28 protein-coding genes are annotated in these 17269 nt (G+C 40.1%); 27 read left to right on the forward strand and 1 reads right to left on the reverse strand.

The window, feature by feature from the left end:
- Positions 1–506 precede the first annotated feature (506 nt).
- A complete protein-coding gene (locus H5R64_RS03175; RefSeq protein ID WP_182582793.1) occupies positions 507–1832 on the forward strand; it encodes a uracil-xanthine permease family protein in 1326 nt (441 codons plus the stop codon).
- A 51-nt stretch (positions 1833–1883) separates the two neighbouring features.
- Here the strand turns inward: H5R64_RS03175 and H5R64_RS03180 are convergent, their stop codons facing one another.
- Positions 1884–4772, reverse strand: a complete 2889-nt coding sequence (locus H5R64_RS03180; RefSeq protein WP_182582795.1) for a YfhO family protein — start codon at positions 4770–4772, stop codon at positions 1884–1886.
- A gap of 342 nt (positions 4773–5114) precedes the next feature.
- Between H5R64_RS03180 and rpsJ the strand changes: the two genes are divergently transcribed.
- The 26 genes from rpsJ to rpsM all read left to right on the forward strand — a co-directional run bounded on the left by rpsJ (position 5115) and on the right by rpsM (position 17260).
- On the forward strand, positions 5115–5423 hold the full coding sequence (rpsJ, locus tag H5R64_RS03185; protein WP_003716651.1) for a 30S ribosomal protein S10: 309 nt from the start codon (positions 5115–5117) through the stop codon (positions 5421–5423).
- A gap of 43 nt (positions 5424–5466) precedes the next feature.
- Positions 5467–6129, forward strand: coding sequence for a 50S ribosomal protein L3 (rplC, locus tag H5R64_RS03190; RefSeq protein ID WP_182580885.1), 663 nt, complete (start codon positions 5467–5469; stop codon positions 6127–6129).
- 22 nt (positions 6130–6151) lie between these two features.
- Positions 6152–6775: a 50S ribosomal protein L4 gene (gene rplD / locus H5R64_RS03195; RefSeq protein ID WP_182580886.1), complete on the forward strand. Its 624-nt coding sequence runs from the start codon at positions 6152–6154 to the stop codon at positions 6773–6775.
- Entirely contained in the window at positions 6775–7068 is a 294-nt protein-coding gene (gene rplW / locus H5R64_RS03200; protein ID WP_003716654.1) for a 50S ribosomal protein L23, read from the forward strand. The genes rplD and rplW overlap by 1 nt, the downstream gene beginning before the upstream one ends.
- 25 nt (positions 7069–7093) lie before the next feature.
- Positions 7094–7939 (forward strand): 50S ribosomal protein L2, encoded by an 846-nt coding sequence (gene rplB, locus H5R64_RS03205; protein WP_182580887.1) that lies wholly within the window; start codon positions 7094–7096, stop codon positions 7937–7939.
- A gap of 40 nt (positions 7940–7979) precedes the next feature.
- A complete protein-coding gene (gene rpsS, locus H5R64_RS03210; protein ID WP_003716656.1) occupies positions 7980–8255 on the forward strand; it encodes a 30S ribosomal protein S19 in 276 nt (91 codons plus the stop codon).
- A gap of 18 nt (positions 8256–8273) precedes the next feature.
- Entirely contained in the window at positions 8274–8621 is a 348-nt protein-coding gene (rplV, locus tag H5R64_RS03215) for a 50S ribosomal protein L22 (protein WP_003664558.1), read from the forward strand.
- A 12-nt stretch (positions 8622–8633) separates the two neighbouring features.
- Positions 8634–9293 (forward strand): 30S ribosomal protein S3, encoded by a 660-nt coding sequence (rpsC, locus tag H5R64_RS03220; RefSeq protein ID WP_003716658.1) that lies wholly within the window; start codon positions 8634–8636, stop codon positions 9291–9293.
- Positions 9294–9295: 2 nt separating this feature from the next.
- The gene (gene rplP, locus H5R64_RS03225) at positions 9296–9730 is read left to right on the forward strand and encodes a 50S ribosomal protein L16 (protein ID WP_003716659.1); all 435 of its coding nucleotides are present in this window, start codon (positions 9296–9298) and stop codon (positions 9728–9730) included.
- Positions 9720–9926: a 50S ribosomal protein L29 gene (gene rpmC / locus H5R64_RS03230; RefSeq protein WP_003716660.1), complete on the forward strand. Its 207-nt coding sequence runs from the start codon at positions 9720–9722 to the stop codon at positions 9924–9926. Before rplP ends, rpmC begins: the two co-directional genes overlap by 11 nt.
- Positions 9927–9951: 25 nt before the next feature.
- Positions 9952–10218, forward strand: coding sequence for a 30S ribosomal protein S17 (gene rpsQ, locus H5R64_RS03235; RefSeq protein ID WP_182582797.1), 267 nt, complete (start codon positions 9952–9954; stop codon positions 10216–10218).
- A 64-nt stretch (positions 10219–10282) separates the two neighbouring features.
- Positions 10283–10651, forward strand: a complete 369-nt coding sequence (gene rplN, locus H5R64_RS03240) for a 50S ribosomal protein L14 (protein WP_003716662.1) — start codon at positions 10283–10285, stop codon at positions 10649–10651.
- 34 nt (positions 10652–10685) lie between these two features.
- Positions 10686–10994: a 50S ribosomal protein L24 gene (gene rplX / locus H5R64_RS03245; protein ID WP_182582799.1), complete on the forward strand. Its 309-nt coding sequence runs from the start codon at positions 10686–10688 to the stop codon at positions 10992–10994.
- 30 nt (positions 10995–11024) lie between these two features.
- Positions 11025–11567 carry a 50S ribosomal protein L5 gene (rplE, locus tag H5R64_RS03250; protein ID WP_182580888.1) on the forward strand — a complete coding sequence of 181 codons (543 nt, stop codon included), beginning with the start codon at positions 11025–11027 and terminating at the stop codon, positions 11565–11567.
- 15 nt (positions 11568–11582) lie between these two features.
- Positions 11583–11768 (forward strand): type Z 30S ribosomal protein S14, encoded by a 186-nt coding sequence (locus tag H5R64_RS03255; protein WP_003716665.1) that lies wholly within the window; start codon positions 11583–11585, stop codon positions 11766–11768.
- Between the two features lie 31 nt (positions 11769–11799).
- Positions 11800–12198, forward strand: coding sequence for a 30S ribosomal protein S8 (gene rpsH, locus H5R64_RS03260; RefSeq protein ID WP_182580889.1), 399 nt, complete (start codon positions 11800–11802; stop codon positions 12196–12198).
- A 29-nt stretch (positions 12199–12227) separates the two neighbouring features.
- A complete protein-coding gene (gene rplF / locus H5R64_RS03265; RefSeq protein ID WP_182580890.1) occupies positions 12228–12764 on the forward strand; it encodes a 50S ribosomal protein L6 in 537 nt (178 codons plus the stop codon).
- A 64-nt stretch (positions 12765–12828) separates the two neighbouring features.
- Positions 12829–13185 carry a 50S ribosomal protein L18 gene (rplR, locus tag H5R64_RS03270; RefSeq protein ID WP_182580891.1) on the forward strand — a complete coding sequence of 119 codons (357 nt, stop codon included), beginning with the start codon at positions 12829–12831 and terminating at the stop codon, positions 13183–13185.
- A gap of 22 nt (positions 13186–13207) precedes the next feature.
- Entirely contained in the window at positions 13208–13717 is a 510-nt protein-coding gene (rpsE, locus tag H5R64_RS03275) for a 30S ribosomal protein S5 (protein ID WP_003716669.1), read from the forward strand.
- A 14-nt stretch (positions 13718–13731) separates the two neighbouring features.
- A complete protein-coding gene (gene rpmD / locus H5R64_RS03280) occupies positions 13732–13914 on the forward strand; it encodes a 50S ribosomal protein L30 (RefSeq protein WP_003716670.1) in 183 nt (60 codons plus the stop codon).
- A gap of 32 nt (positions 13915–13946) precedes the next feature.
- On the forward strand, positions 13947–14381 hold the full coding sequence (gene rplO / locus H5R64_RS03285; RefSeq protein WP_182582801.1) for a 50S ribosomal protein L15: 435 nt from the start codon (positions 13947–13949) through the stop codon (positions 14379–14381).
- Positions 14382–15704, forward strand: a complete 1323-nt coding sequence (gene secY, locus H5R64_RS03290; RefSeq protein WP_182582803.1) for a preprotein translocase subunit SecY — start codon at positions 14382–14384, stop codon at positions 15702–15704. It abuts the gene before it with no gap.
- A gap of 5 nt (positions 15705–15709) precedes the next feature.
- The gene (locus tag H5R64_RS03295) at positions 15710–16360 is read left to right on the forward strand and encodes an adenylate kinase (protein WP_308184654.1); all 651 of its coding nucleotides are present in this window, start codon (positions 15710–15712) and stop codon (positions 16358–16360) included.
- A gap of 129 nt (positions 16361–16489) precedes the next feature.
- Complete coding sequence (gene infA / locus H5R64_RS03300; protein ID WP_040530804.1) at positions 16490–16708, forward strand: translation initiation factor IF-1; 219 nt, start codon at positions 16490–16492, stop codon at positions 16706–16708.
- 35 nt (positions 16709–16743) lie between these two features.
- Positions 16744–16863, forward strand: a complete 120-nt coding sequence (rpmJ, locus tag H5R64_RS03305) for a 50S ribosomal protein L36 (protein WP_003714521.1) — start codon at positions 16744–16746, stop codon at positions 16861–16863.
- A gap of 31 nt (positions 16864–16894) precedes the next feature.
- Entirely contained in the window at positions 16895–17260 is a 366-nt protein-coding gene (gene rpsM / locus H5R64_RS03310) for a 30S ribosomal protein S13 (RefSeq protein WP_003716675.1), read from the forward strand.
- Positions 17261–17269 lie beyond the last annotated feature (9 nt).

Genomic DNA, 17269 nt, shown 5'->3' on the forward strand with positions numbered 1-17269 from the left:
GGTCTTCAATTCCGAGGAGATTTAGGATAGAATTATTTAGGGACATCTGTATAACCTTCTTTACATGATTTTTGTGGTGAATTGATTGTACAACACGAGGGCAACAGTTGTCCTTTTTTGTGTACAAAAAACTGGTATTGATTTTTCATCAATACCAGATAGTGTATACCCAGACAAATTTGTCTTTAAGCTCTTTTCTTTTTTATTATTTAAAAACGAATGATTAATCATTTACAAAGGGAAAAGTTCGTGTTAATCTAATGATACAAATTTAGTGAAAGGAAATCGTTTGATGGAGAACCTAGTTATTTATGGGACTTACTATACTTCTAAGGACATTAATGAGGTAGAAGTTTATCAAGATACTTTAATCTGTATTGATCAAAGTAGGACCATTAGCCGAACATTATCCCCTGATGATAATGTATCAGACGGAACAACAGGATATTCAAAGTGTTTATGTTGCAGGGAAGAAAGTATACGGAAGAGATTAGGAGGATGCTTTAATGGATGAGAAAGCACAATTATTGATTGGACCAGATGAAAAGATTCCTACTGGTGAAGCAATTTTGCTTGGGTTACAACACGTTTTGGCAATGGACGTCTATGTTCCGCCAATTATTTTGGCTGGAATGTTAACAATGGGAGCTGCTGATTCTACTGGGTTACTTCAAGCAACGTTCCTAGCCTGTGGAATTGGCACAATTTTACAAACCGCGTACTTTATGAAAATGCCTGTATCTCAGGGACCATCATTTGTTCCTTTAACTGCGGCCGCAGGAGTGGTTCTTGCAAGTGGCGGTCTTCATGGTGGTGGAATGGCAACGCTAATGGGAGCATTGTTGGTTGGGGCAATTCTTTTAATTCTTTTGGGATTAAGTGGCTTTTTCCAAAAAATTATTAACCGTTTAGTTCCAGCGGTCGTTGGTGGAACAATAATTACCTGTGTTGGGTTATCGTTGCTTCCTTCCGCTTTGAATGACAATATTTTTGAAGCTAAGGGTGACGTTTACCAGAACATGGAGTTAGCAGGAATTACAGCTGCCATTTTGATTGTATGTGTCGCAATTAGTATCCGTTTTCCTAAAGTTCAAAAGTTATTTAAGACGGGGTCAATTGTTATTGCTTTGTTAGCAGGGACTGCAATTAGTGCTTCAATGGGACGATTTGATGCTTCATCAGTTGCGGCCGCTCCATGGTTTAGTTTTCCTCAACGAACAATCTTTCATTGGGGGATCCACTTCGATATGACCGCAATTTTTACGTTTATCATTATTTATGCAATTTTAACTACTGAAACGACAGGAACTTGGTTTGCAATGGGGGCTGTAACAAACCATGAAATTACCGATAAGCAATGGAATCGAGGGATTATTGGTGAAGGTCTTAGTTGCTTAATTGCTACAATTACGGGCTCAACACCGGTTACTGGATATTCCACGAATGCGGGAATTATTTCAATTACTGGAGTAGCAAGTAAAGTTGTCTTTGTCGCGGCTGGTGTATGGTTTGTAATTCTGGGTTTTTGTACAAAACTTTCTGCCTTTCTAGCTGCTATTCCAGCACCAGTAATCGGAGGAGTCTTTGCAATTATTACAGTAACAATTATGCTAAACGGACTAAATGTTATTCGAAACTTACAGGTTCGGGAAAGCGATCTTTACATCATTGGACTACCAATTGTAATTACGATTGCTTTGGTATTAATTCCTCAAAAAGTTGTTCATAGTGCGCCACAAATGATTCAGTACCTTTTAGGGTCTCCAGTTGCGATGGCTGCAATTACAGCAATTGTTCTTAATCTTTTGATGCCAAAACAGGCTAAAATTTAGTTGGTAAAAAACCTTCCCTAGCGTAATAACGTTAAGGAAGGTTTTGAATTTTTACTTATTTTTGTTGAAGATTAATGACAGTATAGCGGCTAAAATAGTCCAAATTAGGCCGATGATACTAATGACGATCCCCGTACGGAAACCAGGCAATTGATAGTTAAAAGTTATCCGGTGAGTTCCAGCAGAAAGGGGAATTCCCAAGAACGCTTGGTTTGTTCTGACGGTTTTGACAGTTTTGCCGTTTACTGAAGCATGCCAACCACTTGAGTATGGAATTGAGGATGTCAATATTCCCTTCTTATTCGTGCTAATTGTCCCTTGAACCTTATTCGGACTAAATTTAAGCTTACGTAAGCGATGCTGTTGAATCGTTGCTACTTGCTTATGATAATGATTATCAAGCTTTTCGGCGACTACTTGATACTTTAGCCGATAAGTACCAAGTTTCGTTGGCTGAAATGATAATTTATCAGGAAGACCACCATTGTAGTAGCCAATATTCAACGTTGTTTTTTTAACCTGTTTAAAGAAAGATAAGGTACTTTGCTTTGGTTGATTAATGGTTGCAGTTCCAAAGCGACTACCAACGTTAATCTTAAAACTGATATCAGGTGAACCATTAAGAATGTGGTAGCGCCAGTACCGATATTGATTGTACTTATAGTTAACTATACTTCCTGGATTAGTAGCCATTTGTTGTAAATGTTGTTGTTCATACTTAATCTGTTCTTTCATTGAGAAAGGTGTGAACTTGATTTGGCTGAATTCAATATGAAGTTCGGAGCCACGAAGCTTTCGACGGAGAGTTGAATTAGTTAGCTGGGGAAGTTCAATATAATACTTCTCTTCACTATCTGTATATTTCAAGTGCTTGGGATTAACCTTATTTAAGCGATTTGAGATCAGGTTACTCCTTAATTGATAGACATGATTATCGAGATTTGCCTGTTCCATTCCCTTAGTAACCTTTTCTTGGTTAACAACAACCCCACTTGCGAGTGCCCGTTCTTTTTCAGTTGGGGATAATTTTTGGTAACGTTTTTGACTAATATAGCTACCCTGCCAATAAATTAGGGGGAATTCATTATTAGTTTTATAGCGATTTGTTTGGGTAGGGATAAAATCCTTTTTATCCTGAATATCACTAGGTTGGCCAGAGTCATAGTTAATAATTGGTTGGGATGATTGATCTAAGAGGTACCCTTCAGGAATCTTTGTAGCATTTTCACCGTTACTTTGAACGAAGAGGTATTTAACGCCTAAGAAGTTATTTAAGACAGTTCGATCGTCTACCTGGCGAAGGGGGACGTTAGTTTGATACTGGTTATTTTGTAAGCTCGTACTAAAGTTGCCTAAGTATTGATTTTGTAATGAATAGTATGAGTCAATATTATGAAGACCAGAGGTGAGATCGTTATCGATGGTTGGAACGTCAATAATTTGATTTTCACTAATTGTGGAAACTCGGTAAGAAGGTGTTCGGTCTAATCCTTGATCAAGCCCCCCGTACCGCATTGCCATCATGCGTTGGTATTGACCTCGGCTGAGCATTTTAGTGCTGAAATCACCGTTGTAAGGGAACGATGCATAAATTGCATTGAACCCAGCGTTTAGAACAATAATACTCAAAAGCCATAATTGAGGATGAGTAAGACGGTGAAAACTAATAAGCCAGAGAAGAAGTAAGGAAGTTAGAAGAAAAAGAAGTGGGATAACAATATCATTTTCGTTCTCAAAAAGAAATGTAAGAAGCAGGATAGCTACATAAATCCCGGTTGCAAAGGAAATAATCTTTAATGAATGGTGAGAAATGCAATGAGCGTTTTCTACCAATAAACAGATTGCCGTTGATAGTGGGAGATAAATAAGAAGTGTCCAACGATTTGAAGCAGCCATCATCCCGTTAAAGGTAGCTCCAACTGCAGGAATTAGGAGCATGAGGAGGGCGAGACCTAAACTGATTGTTATTAATGGGTACTTTTTAGCGTGGATGTAAACATATACCAGAGCGATGAAGCCAATTGAAACAATCCCTAAAGCGCTCCAGAACATAAACGACCATTGATCTCCATTAATTAGTTGTTTAGGCAAAAAAAGGTAATAGTAAAGAGGATATACTTTTAGACCATTTGCGAATTGTGCACCAAGTCTTGTGGAATGCCTAACAGCAATTAGTTCAGGAATCCACATAATTGCTGATAAGAGCAGACTTGTGATAGTGGCAAAAGCAAGCTTGATAAGAGCGTGAAGGTAACTAAGGGTTTTGCGGTATTTAGTGGTAACTCGCAGAATGAGGTAGATCAGTGAGCCAATACCGAGAATAAACGCTAAATAGTAATTACTAATTAGCATCCAGGTAAAGGCACCAGCTAATGGCCATGCTGAGCCACCCTGCAAAATTCGTTCAATTTGAACAACTATTAAAGGAAAAAGAATAAAGGGGGTTGTGAAGAACGGCTGAGCAACACATGCATATAACAGAAATGAATTTACCAAGTAAGCAGTTGTTCCTGCAAGGATGGTTGTATTCCTAAACTTAAAATGCTGAGCGAAATAGACAAAAGCCAAGCCAACGCAATACATTCGAACGATACTAATAAATTGGTAGGCGCGAGTTATTTTATGCGCTGGGAAAAGTAATGCTAAGTATGAAAAAACGTCCCCTATATTATAGTAAGAAAAAACTTGAAAAGTATCAGAACCGATCCCAAATTGCCAAGACCAAAAATTTAAAGTTCCTGGATGGTGGAAGAAGTTAATGACTGCTTCACGATATTTAGCTAATAGGGGAAGATGCTGATTTAATGCATCTTTACTCCAGATAAAACTATGACCAGTTATTAGATATGTACCAAAAATACATAGTGCAAGAAAAAGAAAAAGGACTGTGTATTCAAGGTACAGCTTTTTTACTGATCTTTTCTTAAACGAAAAATCCATAACTGACTCCTTAAAAATGATTGTACAATGATCATATTTTAGCATTTGTTGGAACAAACACGTCAAAAACAGAGAAAATATTGCGAGAAAATTTCAGGACTGCAATCAATTTGTAAAGAAAAACTTGAAATTAATTTCCTAAAAAGGTTGATATAACAATCATTCTTTAGTATTATGGATAGGTGCTTGAGTTCTAGGGAGATTTTTGATATACCCCAAATGAATTGAGCTGCGAAGCGATGATGCGGAAGGTTGCGACACACCCGGCCGCTTTGCCACAGGATGTGGCGGTAATTTCCGCGGAGCTAGTCAAATTTTAAATCTGACGAAGGAGGGAATATAATGGCAAAACAAAAGATTCGTATTCGGTTAAAGGCTTATGAACACCGTATCCTTGATCAATCAGCAGACAAGATTGTTGAAACTGCAAAGCGTACAGGTGCTCAAATTTCAGGTCCTATCCCGTTACCAACTGAACGGACTATCTACACTGTTCTCCGTTCACCACACAAGTTTAAGAAGTCTCGGGAACAATTTGAAATGCGCACTCACAAGCGTTTGATTGATATCGTTGATCCAACACCAAAGACTGTTGATTCACTTATGAAGCTCGATCTTCCAAGTGGTGTTGATATCGAAATTAAATTGTAATTATTATTCTAAATTAAACTAAATTTTATTAGGAGGTGTACTCATGGCCAAAGGAATCTTAGGTAAAAAAGTTGGGATGACTCAAGTTTTTACTGACAACGGTGAATTGGTACCAGTTACTGTTATTGACGTAACACCAAACGTTGTTATGCAAATCAAGACTGTTGAAAACGATGGTTACAACGCTGTTCAACTTGGTTTTGATGACAAACGCGAAATCTTGAGCAACAAGCCTGAACAAGGTCATGCAGCAAAAGCAAACACGACCCCTAAGCGCTTCATCGGTGAAATCCGTGACGCTGAATTAGGGGATGACATCAAGGTTGGAGACGAAGTTAAGGCTGATGTCTTCAATGAAGGTGAAACTGTCGACGTTACGGGTGTTACAAAGGGTCATGGTTACCAAGGTAACATTCACAAGGACAACCAAAGACGTGGACCTATGTCACACGGTTCCCGTTACCACCGTCGTCCAGGTTCATTAGGACCAATTATTAACCGTGTCTTCAAGGGTATGAAGTTACCAGGTCGTATGGGTGGCAAGACAGTCACTATGCAACATCTTGAAGTTGTTAAGGTTGATCTTGATAACAATGTTCTTTTAATTAAGGGTAACGTTCCTGGTGCTAATAAATCATACGTTACAATTAAGAACTCTGTGAAGGCTAATACTAAGAAGAGCCTGAGCAAGCAACATAACAAATAATTAAGAAAGGAGGAAGTTAATAATGACTAGCGTTAATTTGTACAAGCAAGATGGTAGCCAAAACGGTACTATCGATTTGAATGCTGACATTTTTGGTGTTGAACCAAATGAAAATGCTGAATTCGAAGCTATTCTTCGTCAACGTGCTGCAATGCGTCAAGGTACACATGCCGTAAAGAACCGTTCAGCTGTTAGCGGTGGTGGTAAGAAGCCATGGCGTCAAAAGGGTACTGGTCGTGCTCGTCAAGGTTCAATCCGTTCACCACAATTCCGTGGTGGTGGTATTGTCTTCGGACCTACTCCACGTTCTTACAAGTACAGCCTTCCTCGCAAGGTTCGTCAACTTGCTATTAAGTCTGCCCTTTCTCAAAAGGTTCTCGACAACGCATTGGTTGTTGTTGATGCATTAAACTTTGATGCACCAAAGACTAAGGAATTTGCAGGAGTTATGGATAACCTTAAGGTTGCCGAAAAGGTACTGGTTGTTGTTACTGATGATGACAAGAACGCTGCTTTGTCTGCTCGCAACTTGGCAAATGCCACTGTTGTTACACCAGCTGGTGTTAACATTTTAAGTGTTGTTGACAGTCAAAAGATCGTCATCACTAAGTCAGCTCTTTCTCAAGTAGAGGAGGTGCTCGCATAATGGAAGCACGCGAAGTTATCTTACGTCCAGTAGTTACCGAAGCTTCAATGGCTGGTATGGACGACAAGCGTTACACATTCGATGTTGATTTACGAGCAACTAAGACACAAGTAAAGAATGCTGTTGAAGAAATCTTTGGTGTTAAGGTTGTTAAGGTAAACATCATGAACTTAAAGGGTAAGAAGAAGCGTCAAGGCCGTTACGTTGGTTACACTAAGCGTCGTCGTAAGGCTATTGTTACTTTATCTGCCGACTCAAATGAAATTAAACTGTTTAACGACAGTGAAAACTAATCATTAGAAAAAGGAGGAAAACATAGTGGGAATTCGTAAGTACAAACCTACTACTAACGGTCGCCGTAATATGAACGGTTATGACTTTGCTGAAATTACAAAGTCAGCTCCAGAAAAGTCATTATTGGCTCCTTTGAAGCACAAGGCTGGTCGTAACAGTTACGGTCACATTACTGTTCGTCACCGTGGTGGTGGTGTAAAGCGTCAATACCGTATCATTGACTTTAAGCGGATTAAGGATGATGTACCTGCAACTGTAAAGGCAATCGAATATGATCCAAACCGGACTGCTAATATTGCTTTACTTGTTTATGCTGATGGTACTAAGTCATACATCTTAGCGCCTAAGGGTCTTAAGGTTGGGATGACTGTTCAGTCTGGTCCAGAAGCTGATATCAAGGTTGGTAATGCTCTTCCTTTGAAGAACATCCCAGTTGGTACTGTTATTCACAATATTGAATTAAAGCCGGGTAAGGGTGGTCAATTAGCTCGTTCAGCTGGTACTTCTGCTCAATTGCTTGGTAAGGAAGAAAAGTATGTACTTGTTCGCCTATCATCTGGTGAAGTTCGGATGGTTCTTGCAACTTGCCGTGCTACTATCGGTACTGTTGGTAATGATGAACATGCATTGCTTATTAAGGGTAAGGCTGGTCGTACTCGTTATGCTGGTCAACGTCCACACGTTCGTGGTTCTGTTATGAACCCTAATGATCACCCTCATGGTGGTGGTGAAGGTAAGCAACCTGTTGGTTTACCATCTCCTCTGTCTCCATGGGGTAAGAAGACCGCTGGTAAGAAGACTCGTTCACACAAAGCTCGTTCAAACAAGTTTATTGTTCGTGGCCGGAAGCGCGGTCCACATACTCGTTAAGATTAAATATCACTCAAATACCCGAGAGGAGGTACACTAAATGGGTCGTAGTTTGAAGAAAGGACCTTTCGCTGACGCTTCTCTATTAAAGAAGGTTAAGGAACAAGAAGGTTCTGATAAGAAAACTGTCATCAAGACATGGTCACGTCGTTCAACAATTTTCCCAAGTTTTATCGGTTATACTTTCGCCGTATATGATGGTCGTAAGCATGTGCCAGTTTACGTACAAGAAGACATGGTTGGTCACAAGCTTGGTGAATTTGTTCCAACACGTACATTCCATGGTCACGCAACTGATGACAAGGCAACTAAGTAAGGAGGGTGAACGATAGACATGGCTGAAAACATTACATCCGCTAAGGCAACTGCTAAGATGGTTCGTGTTTCTGCACGAAAGGTTCGTCTTGTTTTAGACGCTATTCGTGGTAAGAGCGTTGCTGAAGCATTTGCTATTCTGAAGTTCACTCCTCGTGGTGCCGCTTCAGATGTTGAAAAAGTATTAAAATCTGCTGTTGCAAACGCTGAAAATAACTTTGACTTGGATCGTGCTTCACTTGTAGTTAGCGAAGCATTTGCAAACGAAGGACCAACCCTTAAGCGGTTCCGTCCACGTGCCAAGGGTTCCGCTTCACCAATTAATAAGCGGACTAGTCACATCACAGTGGTTGTTACAGAACGATAGGAGGAATGAATAGTGGGTCAAAAGATCAATCCTAATGGTTTTCGTGTTGGGGTCATTCGCGACTGGACTGCTAAGTGGTACGCAGAAAAAGATTTTGCTAACTACTTAAACGAAGACCTTCGGATCCGTAAGTACATTGAAAAGCGACTTGCTGATGCCTCAGTATCAACCGTTGAAATTGAACGTGCTGCTAACCGCGTAAACGTTTCAATTCATACTGCCAAGCCTGGTATGGTTATTGGTAAGGGTGGTTCAGAAGTTGAAGCACTTCGTAAAGAATTAAACAAGTTAACTGGTAAACGTGTCCACATTAACATTGTGGAAATCAAGAAGCCAGACTTAGATGCTCACCTTGTTGGTGAAAGTATCGCTCGTCAATTAGAAGCACGTATCGCATTCCGTCGTGCAATGCGTGGTGCTATGCAACGTGCAATGCGTGCTGGTGCTAAGGGTATTAAGACTCAAGTTGCTGGCCGTTTGAATGGTGCTGATATGTCACGGGTTGAATCATACTCTGACGGTACTGTTCCTTTGCACACATTACGTGCTGACATTGATTACTCTTGGGATGAAGCTAACACTACATACGGTGTTCTTGGTGTAAAGACTTGGATCTACCGTGGTGAAGTTTTACCAACCAAGAAGAACAATGATGAAGAAGGAGGGAAGTAAACATGCTAGTACCTAAGCGAGTTAAGCACCGTAAGGTTCAACGTGGCCACATGCGTGGTGAAGCTAAGGGTGGTAAGACTGTTTCATTTGGTGAATTCGGTTTACAAGCATTGGATTCCCACTGGATCAGTAACCGTCAAATTGAAGCTGCTCGTATTGCTATTACCCGTTACATGAAGCGTGGTGGTAAGGTTTGGATTAAGATCTTCCCTCAACTTTCCTACACTAGCAAAGGTGTTGGTGTCCGGATGGGTAATGGTAAGGGTGCCCCAGAAGGTTGGGTTGCCCCAGTTAAGCGTGGCAAGGTAATGTTTGAAGTAGCAGGTGTATCTGAAGAAACTGCTCGTGAAGCTTTACGTCTTGCCGGTCACAAGTTGCCAGTTCGCACTAAGATCGTAAAACGTGAGGAAGTAGGTGGACAATCTAATGAAAAGTAAAGATTACGTACAAGAACTGAATGGATTAACCACTGAGAAGCTACTTGACCGTGAAAAGGAACTGAAGGAGCAATTATTTAACTTACGTTTCCAATTAGCAACCGGCCAATTGGAAAACACTGCAAGTCTTAAGCAAGTACGCAAAGACATTGCCCGGGTTAAGACAGTTCTTCGTCAACAAGAATTAAATAAATAAAGAATACGAAAAGGAGGATTAGCGCATGAGTGAAGAACGTAATGCACGTAAGGTTTATCAAGGCCGCGTTGTTTCCGATAAAATGGATAAGACTATCACCGTTGTGATTAACACTTATAAGAGTGCACCAATTTACGGTAAGCGTGTTAAGTACTCAAAGAAATACTATGCACACGACGAAAACAACGAAGCTAAGACTGGCGACACTGTACAAATCATGGAAACACGTCCATTATCAGCAAAGAAGCGTTTCCGTCTTGTAAAGATTGTCGAAAAGGCTGCTACCCTTTAATTAGCAGATAACTCTAAATTTCGTATTCTAATTCTTATTCAAAGATGGAAGGAGGACATTAACCGTGATTCAACAAGAAAGTCGGTTGAAGGTCGCTGATAACTCCGGTGCCCGTGAAATCTTAGTAATCAAGATTTTAGGTGGTTCCCGAGTAAAAACAGGTAATATTGGTGATATTATTGTTGCTACTGTAAAACAGGCAACACCAGGTGGCGTTGTCAAAAAGGGTGACGTTGTTAAGGCTGTTGTAGTACGGACTAAGCAAGGTCTACACCGTAAGGATGGTTCATACATCAAGTTTGATGAAAACGCCGCTGTTTTGATTAACAACGATAAGAGCCCTAAGGGTACCCGTATTTTTGGCCCAATTGCTCGTGAACTTCGTGGAGATGACTTCATGAAGATCGTTTCATTAGCTCCAGAAGTTCTGTAAGATTTACCCAAAAATAAGGAGGTGCACTATCAACATGTTCATTAAAACAGGTGACAAAGTTCGCGTTATCGCCGGTAAGGACAAGGGCAAAGAAGGTACTGTTAAGAAGACCATTGCTTCTGCTAACCGTGTGATCGTTGAAGGCATTAACATGGTTAAGAAACACCAAAAGCCAAGTAACTCAAACCCTAATGGTGGGGTTGTTGACACTGAAGCTGCTATCAGTGCTTCAAATGTTATGCTGATTGATCCTTCTACTAACGAACCAACCCGTGTTGGTTTCAAGTTCGTTGATGGTAAGAAGGTTCGTTTTGCCAAGAAATCTGGCAAGACTATCGACTAAAATTAATTACGAAAGGAGGAATAACTTCTAATGGAAAATCGTTTAAAAGCTAAGTACGAAAATGAAATCCGTCCAGCATTGATTGAAAAGTTTAACTATTCATCAATTATGCAAGCGCCTAAGATTAACAAGATTGTCTTGAATATGGGTGTTGGTGATGCTACTACCAACTCAAAGAACCTTGATGAAGCCGTTGAAGAATTAGGATTGATTTCTGGTCAAAAGCCTTTAATTACTAAGGCTAAGAAGTCAATTGCTGGATTCCGTCTTCGTGAAGGTATGTCAATCGGTGCCAAGGTCACTTTACGTGGTGAACGCATGTATGATTTCTTGGATAAGTTGATTAATGTTTCATTACCTCGTGTTCGTGATTTCCATGGTGTAAGCAATAAGTCATTTGATGGCCGTGGTAACTATACTTTGGGTATCCGTGAACAATTAATTTTCCCTGAAATTGATTTTGATAAGGTTAACCGTGTTCGTGGTTTGGATGTTGTTATTGTTACAACTGCACAAACTGATGAAGAATCACACGAACTATTGGCTCAACTTGGTATGCCGTTCGCTAAATAAAGGAGGTTCCACAAATTGGCTAAAAAATCAATGATTGCTAAGTGCAACCGTCCAGCTAAGTTCTCAAGTCGTGAATACACGCGCTGTGCACGTTGTGGACGTCCGCACTCAGTTTACCGTAAATTCCACTTATGCCGGCTTTGCTTGCGAGAACTTGCCCACAAGGGACAAATTCCTGGTTTAAAGAAGGCTAGCTGGTAAACAAATCACCGACAAAAGGAGGAAAACATCGATGTCTATGAGTGATCCAATCGCAGATTTCTTAACTCGTATTCGTAACGCTAATATGGCTCAACACGAATCAGTAGAAGCACCTGCATCAAAGATGAAGAAGGACATCGCTGAAATCTTAAAGAATGAAGGTTTCATTCGCGATGTTGAATACGTTGACGATAACAAGCAAGGCATCATTCGTGTCTTCTTAAAGTATGGTAACGATGGTCAACGGGTTATTTCCGGATTAAAGCGGATTTCTAAGCCTGGTCTTCGTACATACGTTAAGTCTGACGCAGTGCCAAAGGTTCTCAACGGATTAGGGATTGCCATCATCTCAACATCTGAAGGTGTTGTGACTGACAAGGTTGCTCGCGCCAAGAAAATTGGTGGCGAAGTTATCGCCTACATTTGGTAATTAAATAAATTAAGTTAGGAGGTGCAAGCATGAGTCGTATTGGTTACAAGGAAATTGATCTACCAGAAGGCGTAGAAATTTCCCAACAAGGTAATGTTGTGACTGTAAAGGGACCTAAGGGTACTTTGAGTCGTGAAATTTCACCATTGATCAAGATGAGCGTTGAAGGTAACGTTGTAAAATTTGATCGTGATGATGACAGCAACCAAGTTAAAATGATTCACGGGACTACCCGTGCAAATGTCAATAACATGGTTGAAGGTGTTGTTAATGGATTTAGTAAGACCTTGAAGCTTGTCGGTGTTGGTTACCGTGCTCAATTTAAGGGTAACAAGCTTATTTTAACTGTTGGTTACTCCCAACCAGTTGAAATGGACAAGCCAGAAGATGTTGATATTAAGGTTCCTGACAACACAACTATTGAATTAAGCTCAATCAACAAGCAACATCTTGGTGATTTTGCTGCCTTAGTTCGTGCCGTTCGTTCACCTGAACCATACAAGGGTAAGGGTATTCGTTACGAAAACGAACACATTATTCGTAAGGAAGGTAAGACTGGTAAGTAATATTTTTTACTACTTAGTTATTATCTGCAAATTAAACTAAATTTTATATTAAGAGGTGACTGTTGTGATTTCTAAACCAGATAAGAACAAGATCCGTCAACGTCGTCATATGCGCGTTCGCGGTAAGATTTCTGGTACTGCGGAGCGCCCACGCTTAAGTGTTTATCGTTCAAACAAAAACATTTACGCTCAATTAATTGATGACGTAAAGGGTGTGACGCTCGCAAGTGCCTCCACAATTGACAGTGAAGTTAGTGGAAAGAGCAAGACAGAACAAGCTAGTGGTGTTGGTGAATTAATTGCCAAACGTGCTACTGCTAAGAACATCACTAATGTTGTTTTTGATCGTGGTGGATATCTTTACCATGGTCGTGTTCAAGCATTAGCTGAAGCTGCTCGTGAAAACGGACTTAAATTCTAAGGAAAAGGAGGAATAACCTGCAATGACATCATCAGAATTCATTGATCCAGCAAAGTTGGACTTAGACGATCAAGTTGTTGCCATTAACCGTATTACCAAGGTTGTCAAGGGTGGTCGTCGGATGCGTTTTGCCGCTTTAGTTATTGTCGGCGATCGTAAGGGCCATGTTGGTTTTGGTACTGGTAAGGCTCAAGAAGTTCCAGAAGCTATCCGTAAGGCTCAAGCTGCTGCTGAAAAGAACCTGATTACTGTTCCTATCGTTGGTACTACTATTCCGCACGAAGTTATCGGAACATACGGTGGTGGAAAGATTATGTTGAAGCCTGCCGTTGAAGGTTCTGGGGTTGCTGCCGGTGGTGCGGTTCGTAACGTTATGGATCTTGCCGGTGTAGCCGATGTTACTTCAAAGCGTCTTGGTTCAAACACTCCTGTTAACGTTGTTCGTGCAACATTTGAAGGTTTGAAGCAATTAAAGAGCGCTGAAGAAGTTGCTAAACTTCGTGGCGTTTCTGTAGACCACTTAGCAGAATAAGGAGGGCACTAATTATGGCTCAAGTTAAAGTTACTTTAATCCACAGTGTTGCCCACCGTCAGCCTACTCAACGTCGGACTGTGAAGGCATTGGGGCTTGGTAAAATTAACAGCTCTGTTATTTTGCCAGATAACGCTGCAACACGTGGCCAAATCTTTAAGATTGCTCACTTAGTTTCTATTGAAGAAGTTAAGTAATTACAACTAAATAATAAGGAGGTGCCTACTAAATGAAGTTAAACGAATTAAAACCTGCTGCAGGTTCTCGTTCAAAGCGTCTTCGTAAGGGTCGTGGCCTTTCATCTGGTCATGGTTTTACGTCTGGACGTGGTACCAAGGGTCAAAAGGCTCATGGTAAAACACGTTTGGGCTTTGAAGGGGGCCAAATGCCACTTTATCGGCAAATTCCAAAGCGTGGTTTCACTAATATTAACCGTAAGGAATACGCTATTGTTAACTTAAGTACTTTGGATCGGTTCGAAGATGGTACTGAAGTTACTCCACAATTATTGATGGAAAGCGGTATTGTTAAGAATTTAAAGAGCGGTGTTAAGGTTCTTGGTAGTGGAAAGCTTACTAAGAAGTTAACAGTAAAAGCTAATAAGTTTTCTGCTTCAGCAGTATCAGCTATCGAAGCTGCTGGCGGTAAAACTGAGGTGATGTAATTGTTTACAGCCGTCAAAAATGCATTTAAAGTTAAGGATATTCGAAAAAAAATATTCTTTACTTTATTTGTATTAATTGTTTACCGGATTGGGGCGGCGATCACAGTTCCTGGGGTTAATGCTGCTGCTTTGCAGGAAATTTCATCGACTGGATTGGCTTCAATCCTGAATACTTTTAGTGGTGGTGGGCTTGAAAATTACTCATTATTCGCAATGGGTGTTTCTCCATATATCACCGCACAAATTGTTGTTCAATTACTGCAAATGGATATTGTTCCACGATTTGTTGAATGGAGTAAACAAGGTGAAGTTGGTCGGCGAAAATTGAATAAAGCAACCCGGTGGCTAACAATTGTTCTTGGATTCATTCAGTCGATTGGTATAACTGCAGGTTTTAATGCCTTAAGTTCAATCAAGCTTGTCAATCATCCAACCCCAATAACGTACTTAACCATTGGATTAATTCTTACGGCTGGTACAATGTTCGCTACTTGGATGGGGGATATGATTACTGAGCGTGGATTAGGAAACGGTGTTTCTATGTTGATCTTTGCTGGTATTGTTGCCCAAATGCCAGGTGGTATTTATCAACTTTGGCAGGATCAAATTGCTGGTGAATCTGGATCAGGCCTTTGGATGGGGATTGGCTTTGTTGCATTAGTGGCAATTGCATTAATTATTATCGTTGCATTTGTTACTTGGGTACAACAAGCGGAACGACGCTTACCAATTCAGTATACTCGGCGGACTACAACTTCACCTGCTAGTAGTTATTTGCCATTAAAGATTAATGTTTCTGGTGTTATTCCAGTTATTTTTGCTGGTTCGTTTATTTCTACACCACAAACAATCTTAATGGCATTTCAACAAAATCATGGTGGAGATACCTGGTACCAAGTATTATCTACGATTTTCAATATGCAATCTGGACCAGGAATTACATTATACGTTTTCTTAATTGTTGTATTTACCTTCTTCTACGCCTTTGTTCAAGTTAATCCAGAAAAACTTGCGGAAAATTTGCAGAAACAAGGGAGTTACATTTCAGGTGTTCGTCCTGGAAAGGGTACTCAGCAATATATTTCAGCATTATTAATGCGGTTAAGCACTGTTGGTTCACTTTTCTTAGGGTTAATCTCGTTAATTCCATTAGTTGCCAGCAATGTATGGAACCTAAGCCAGTCAATTGGATTAGGTGGTACAAGTTTACTAATCATTGTTCAAATTGCTCTTGATGTTGTTCGTCAATTAACTGGTTTAACAATGAAACGTGAATATATTGGATTTATTCGTGAACCTAGACCTGAAGGGGGAGAATTATAATGACAATGAATCTTGTTTTAATGGGTTTACCTGGTGCCGGTAAGGGTACTCAAGCCCAAAAGATTGTTGAGGATTTTGATATTCCTCATATTTCTACGGGAGATATTTTCCGTGCAGCAATTAAGAATGAAACGCCAATGGGAATTGAAGCTAAGAAGTACATTGATAAAGGAGAACTTGTTCCTGATGAAGTTACCAATGGTATCGTTAAGGAGCGACTTTCAAAAGATGATACGAAAACTGGCTTCATGTTAGATGGCTTCCCACGTAATCTTAATCAAGCAGCTGCTTTGGATAAGATGTTGGCGGAAAGTAATCGACAACTAGATGCTGTTATCAATATTCACGTCGAACCAGATGTATTGGTAGAACGACTAAGTGGTCGATTTATCTGTCGTAATTGTGGTGCAACTTATCACCGTCTTTACAACCCACCTAAGGTTGAAGGTACTTGTGATGTTTGTGGTCATCATGATTTTTACCAACGTGATGATGATAAACCTGAGACCGTAAAAAATCGGTTAGATGTTAACATTAAGTTAAATACACCACTGGTAGACTACTACCAAAAGAAAGGTGTTTTGTACACAATCGATGGTCAACAAGATATTGACAAGGTTTATGAAGATGTTAAGAAGGTATTAGATAACCTTTAAGCTGTTAAACCTTGCGAAGTTTACATAGTTATGCTAAACTTTGTAAGGTTTATATAGCTTACAGTGGGAAATATAATTATTTCCCACCGTTTTTACGTCATTTCTTGGTTATGCAAGGAGGAACCAATTGTGGCAAAAGCCGATGTGATTGAAGTTGAAGGTAAGATTACTGAAACCTTACCTAATGCGATGTTTAAAGTTGAATTGGAAAATGGTGCAGAAATTTTAGCCCACGTTTCTGGTAAGATTCGTATGCATTATATTAAGATTTTACCAGGTGATCGTGTTAAAGTAGAAATGTCACCATATGATTTGACCAAGGGTCGAATCACTTTCCGGTTTAAGTAGAAATTAAACAGTAACTCTCTAGGAGGATTAATAAAATGAAAGTAAGACCATCAGTCAAGCGGATGTGCGAACACTGCAAGATCGTAAAGCGTCATGGACGTGTTATGGTTATTTGCTCTGCTAATCCTAAGCACAAGCAACGCCAAGGCAAGTAATTTATTTAAATAAGGATGGAGGTGTAAATAAATGGCTCGTATCGCAGGTGTCGATTTACCTCGTGACAAGCGAATCGTAATCGGCTTAACATACATTTACGGAATCGGTAACACTCGTGCTCAAAAGATTTTGAAGGATGCTGGTGTTTCAGAGGATATCCGGGTTCGTGATTTGACTCCTGAACAAGAAGAACAAATCCGTACTCAAGTTGACCAATACCAAGTGGAAGGTGACTTACGTCGTGAAGTTACTTTGAACATCAAACGGCTTCAAGAAATTGGTTCATACCGTGGAATGCGTCACCGTCGTGGTTTACCAGTTCGTGGTCAACACACTAAAAACAATGCTCGTACTCGTAAGGGTAAGGCAGTTACTATTGCTAACAAGAAAAAGTAATTTTATTTT

Source organism: Limosilactobacillus fastidiosus, assembly GCF_014145505.1.
Classification (GTDB): Bacteria; Bacillota; Bacilli; order Lactobacillales; family Lactobacillaceae; genus Limosilactobacillus; species Limosilactobacillus fastidiosus.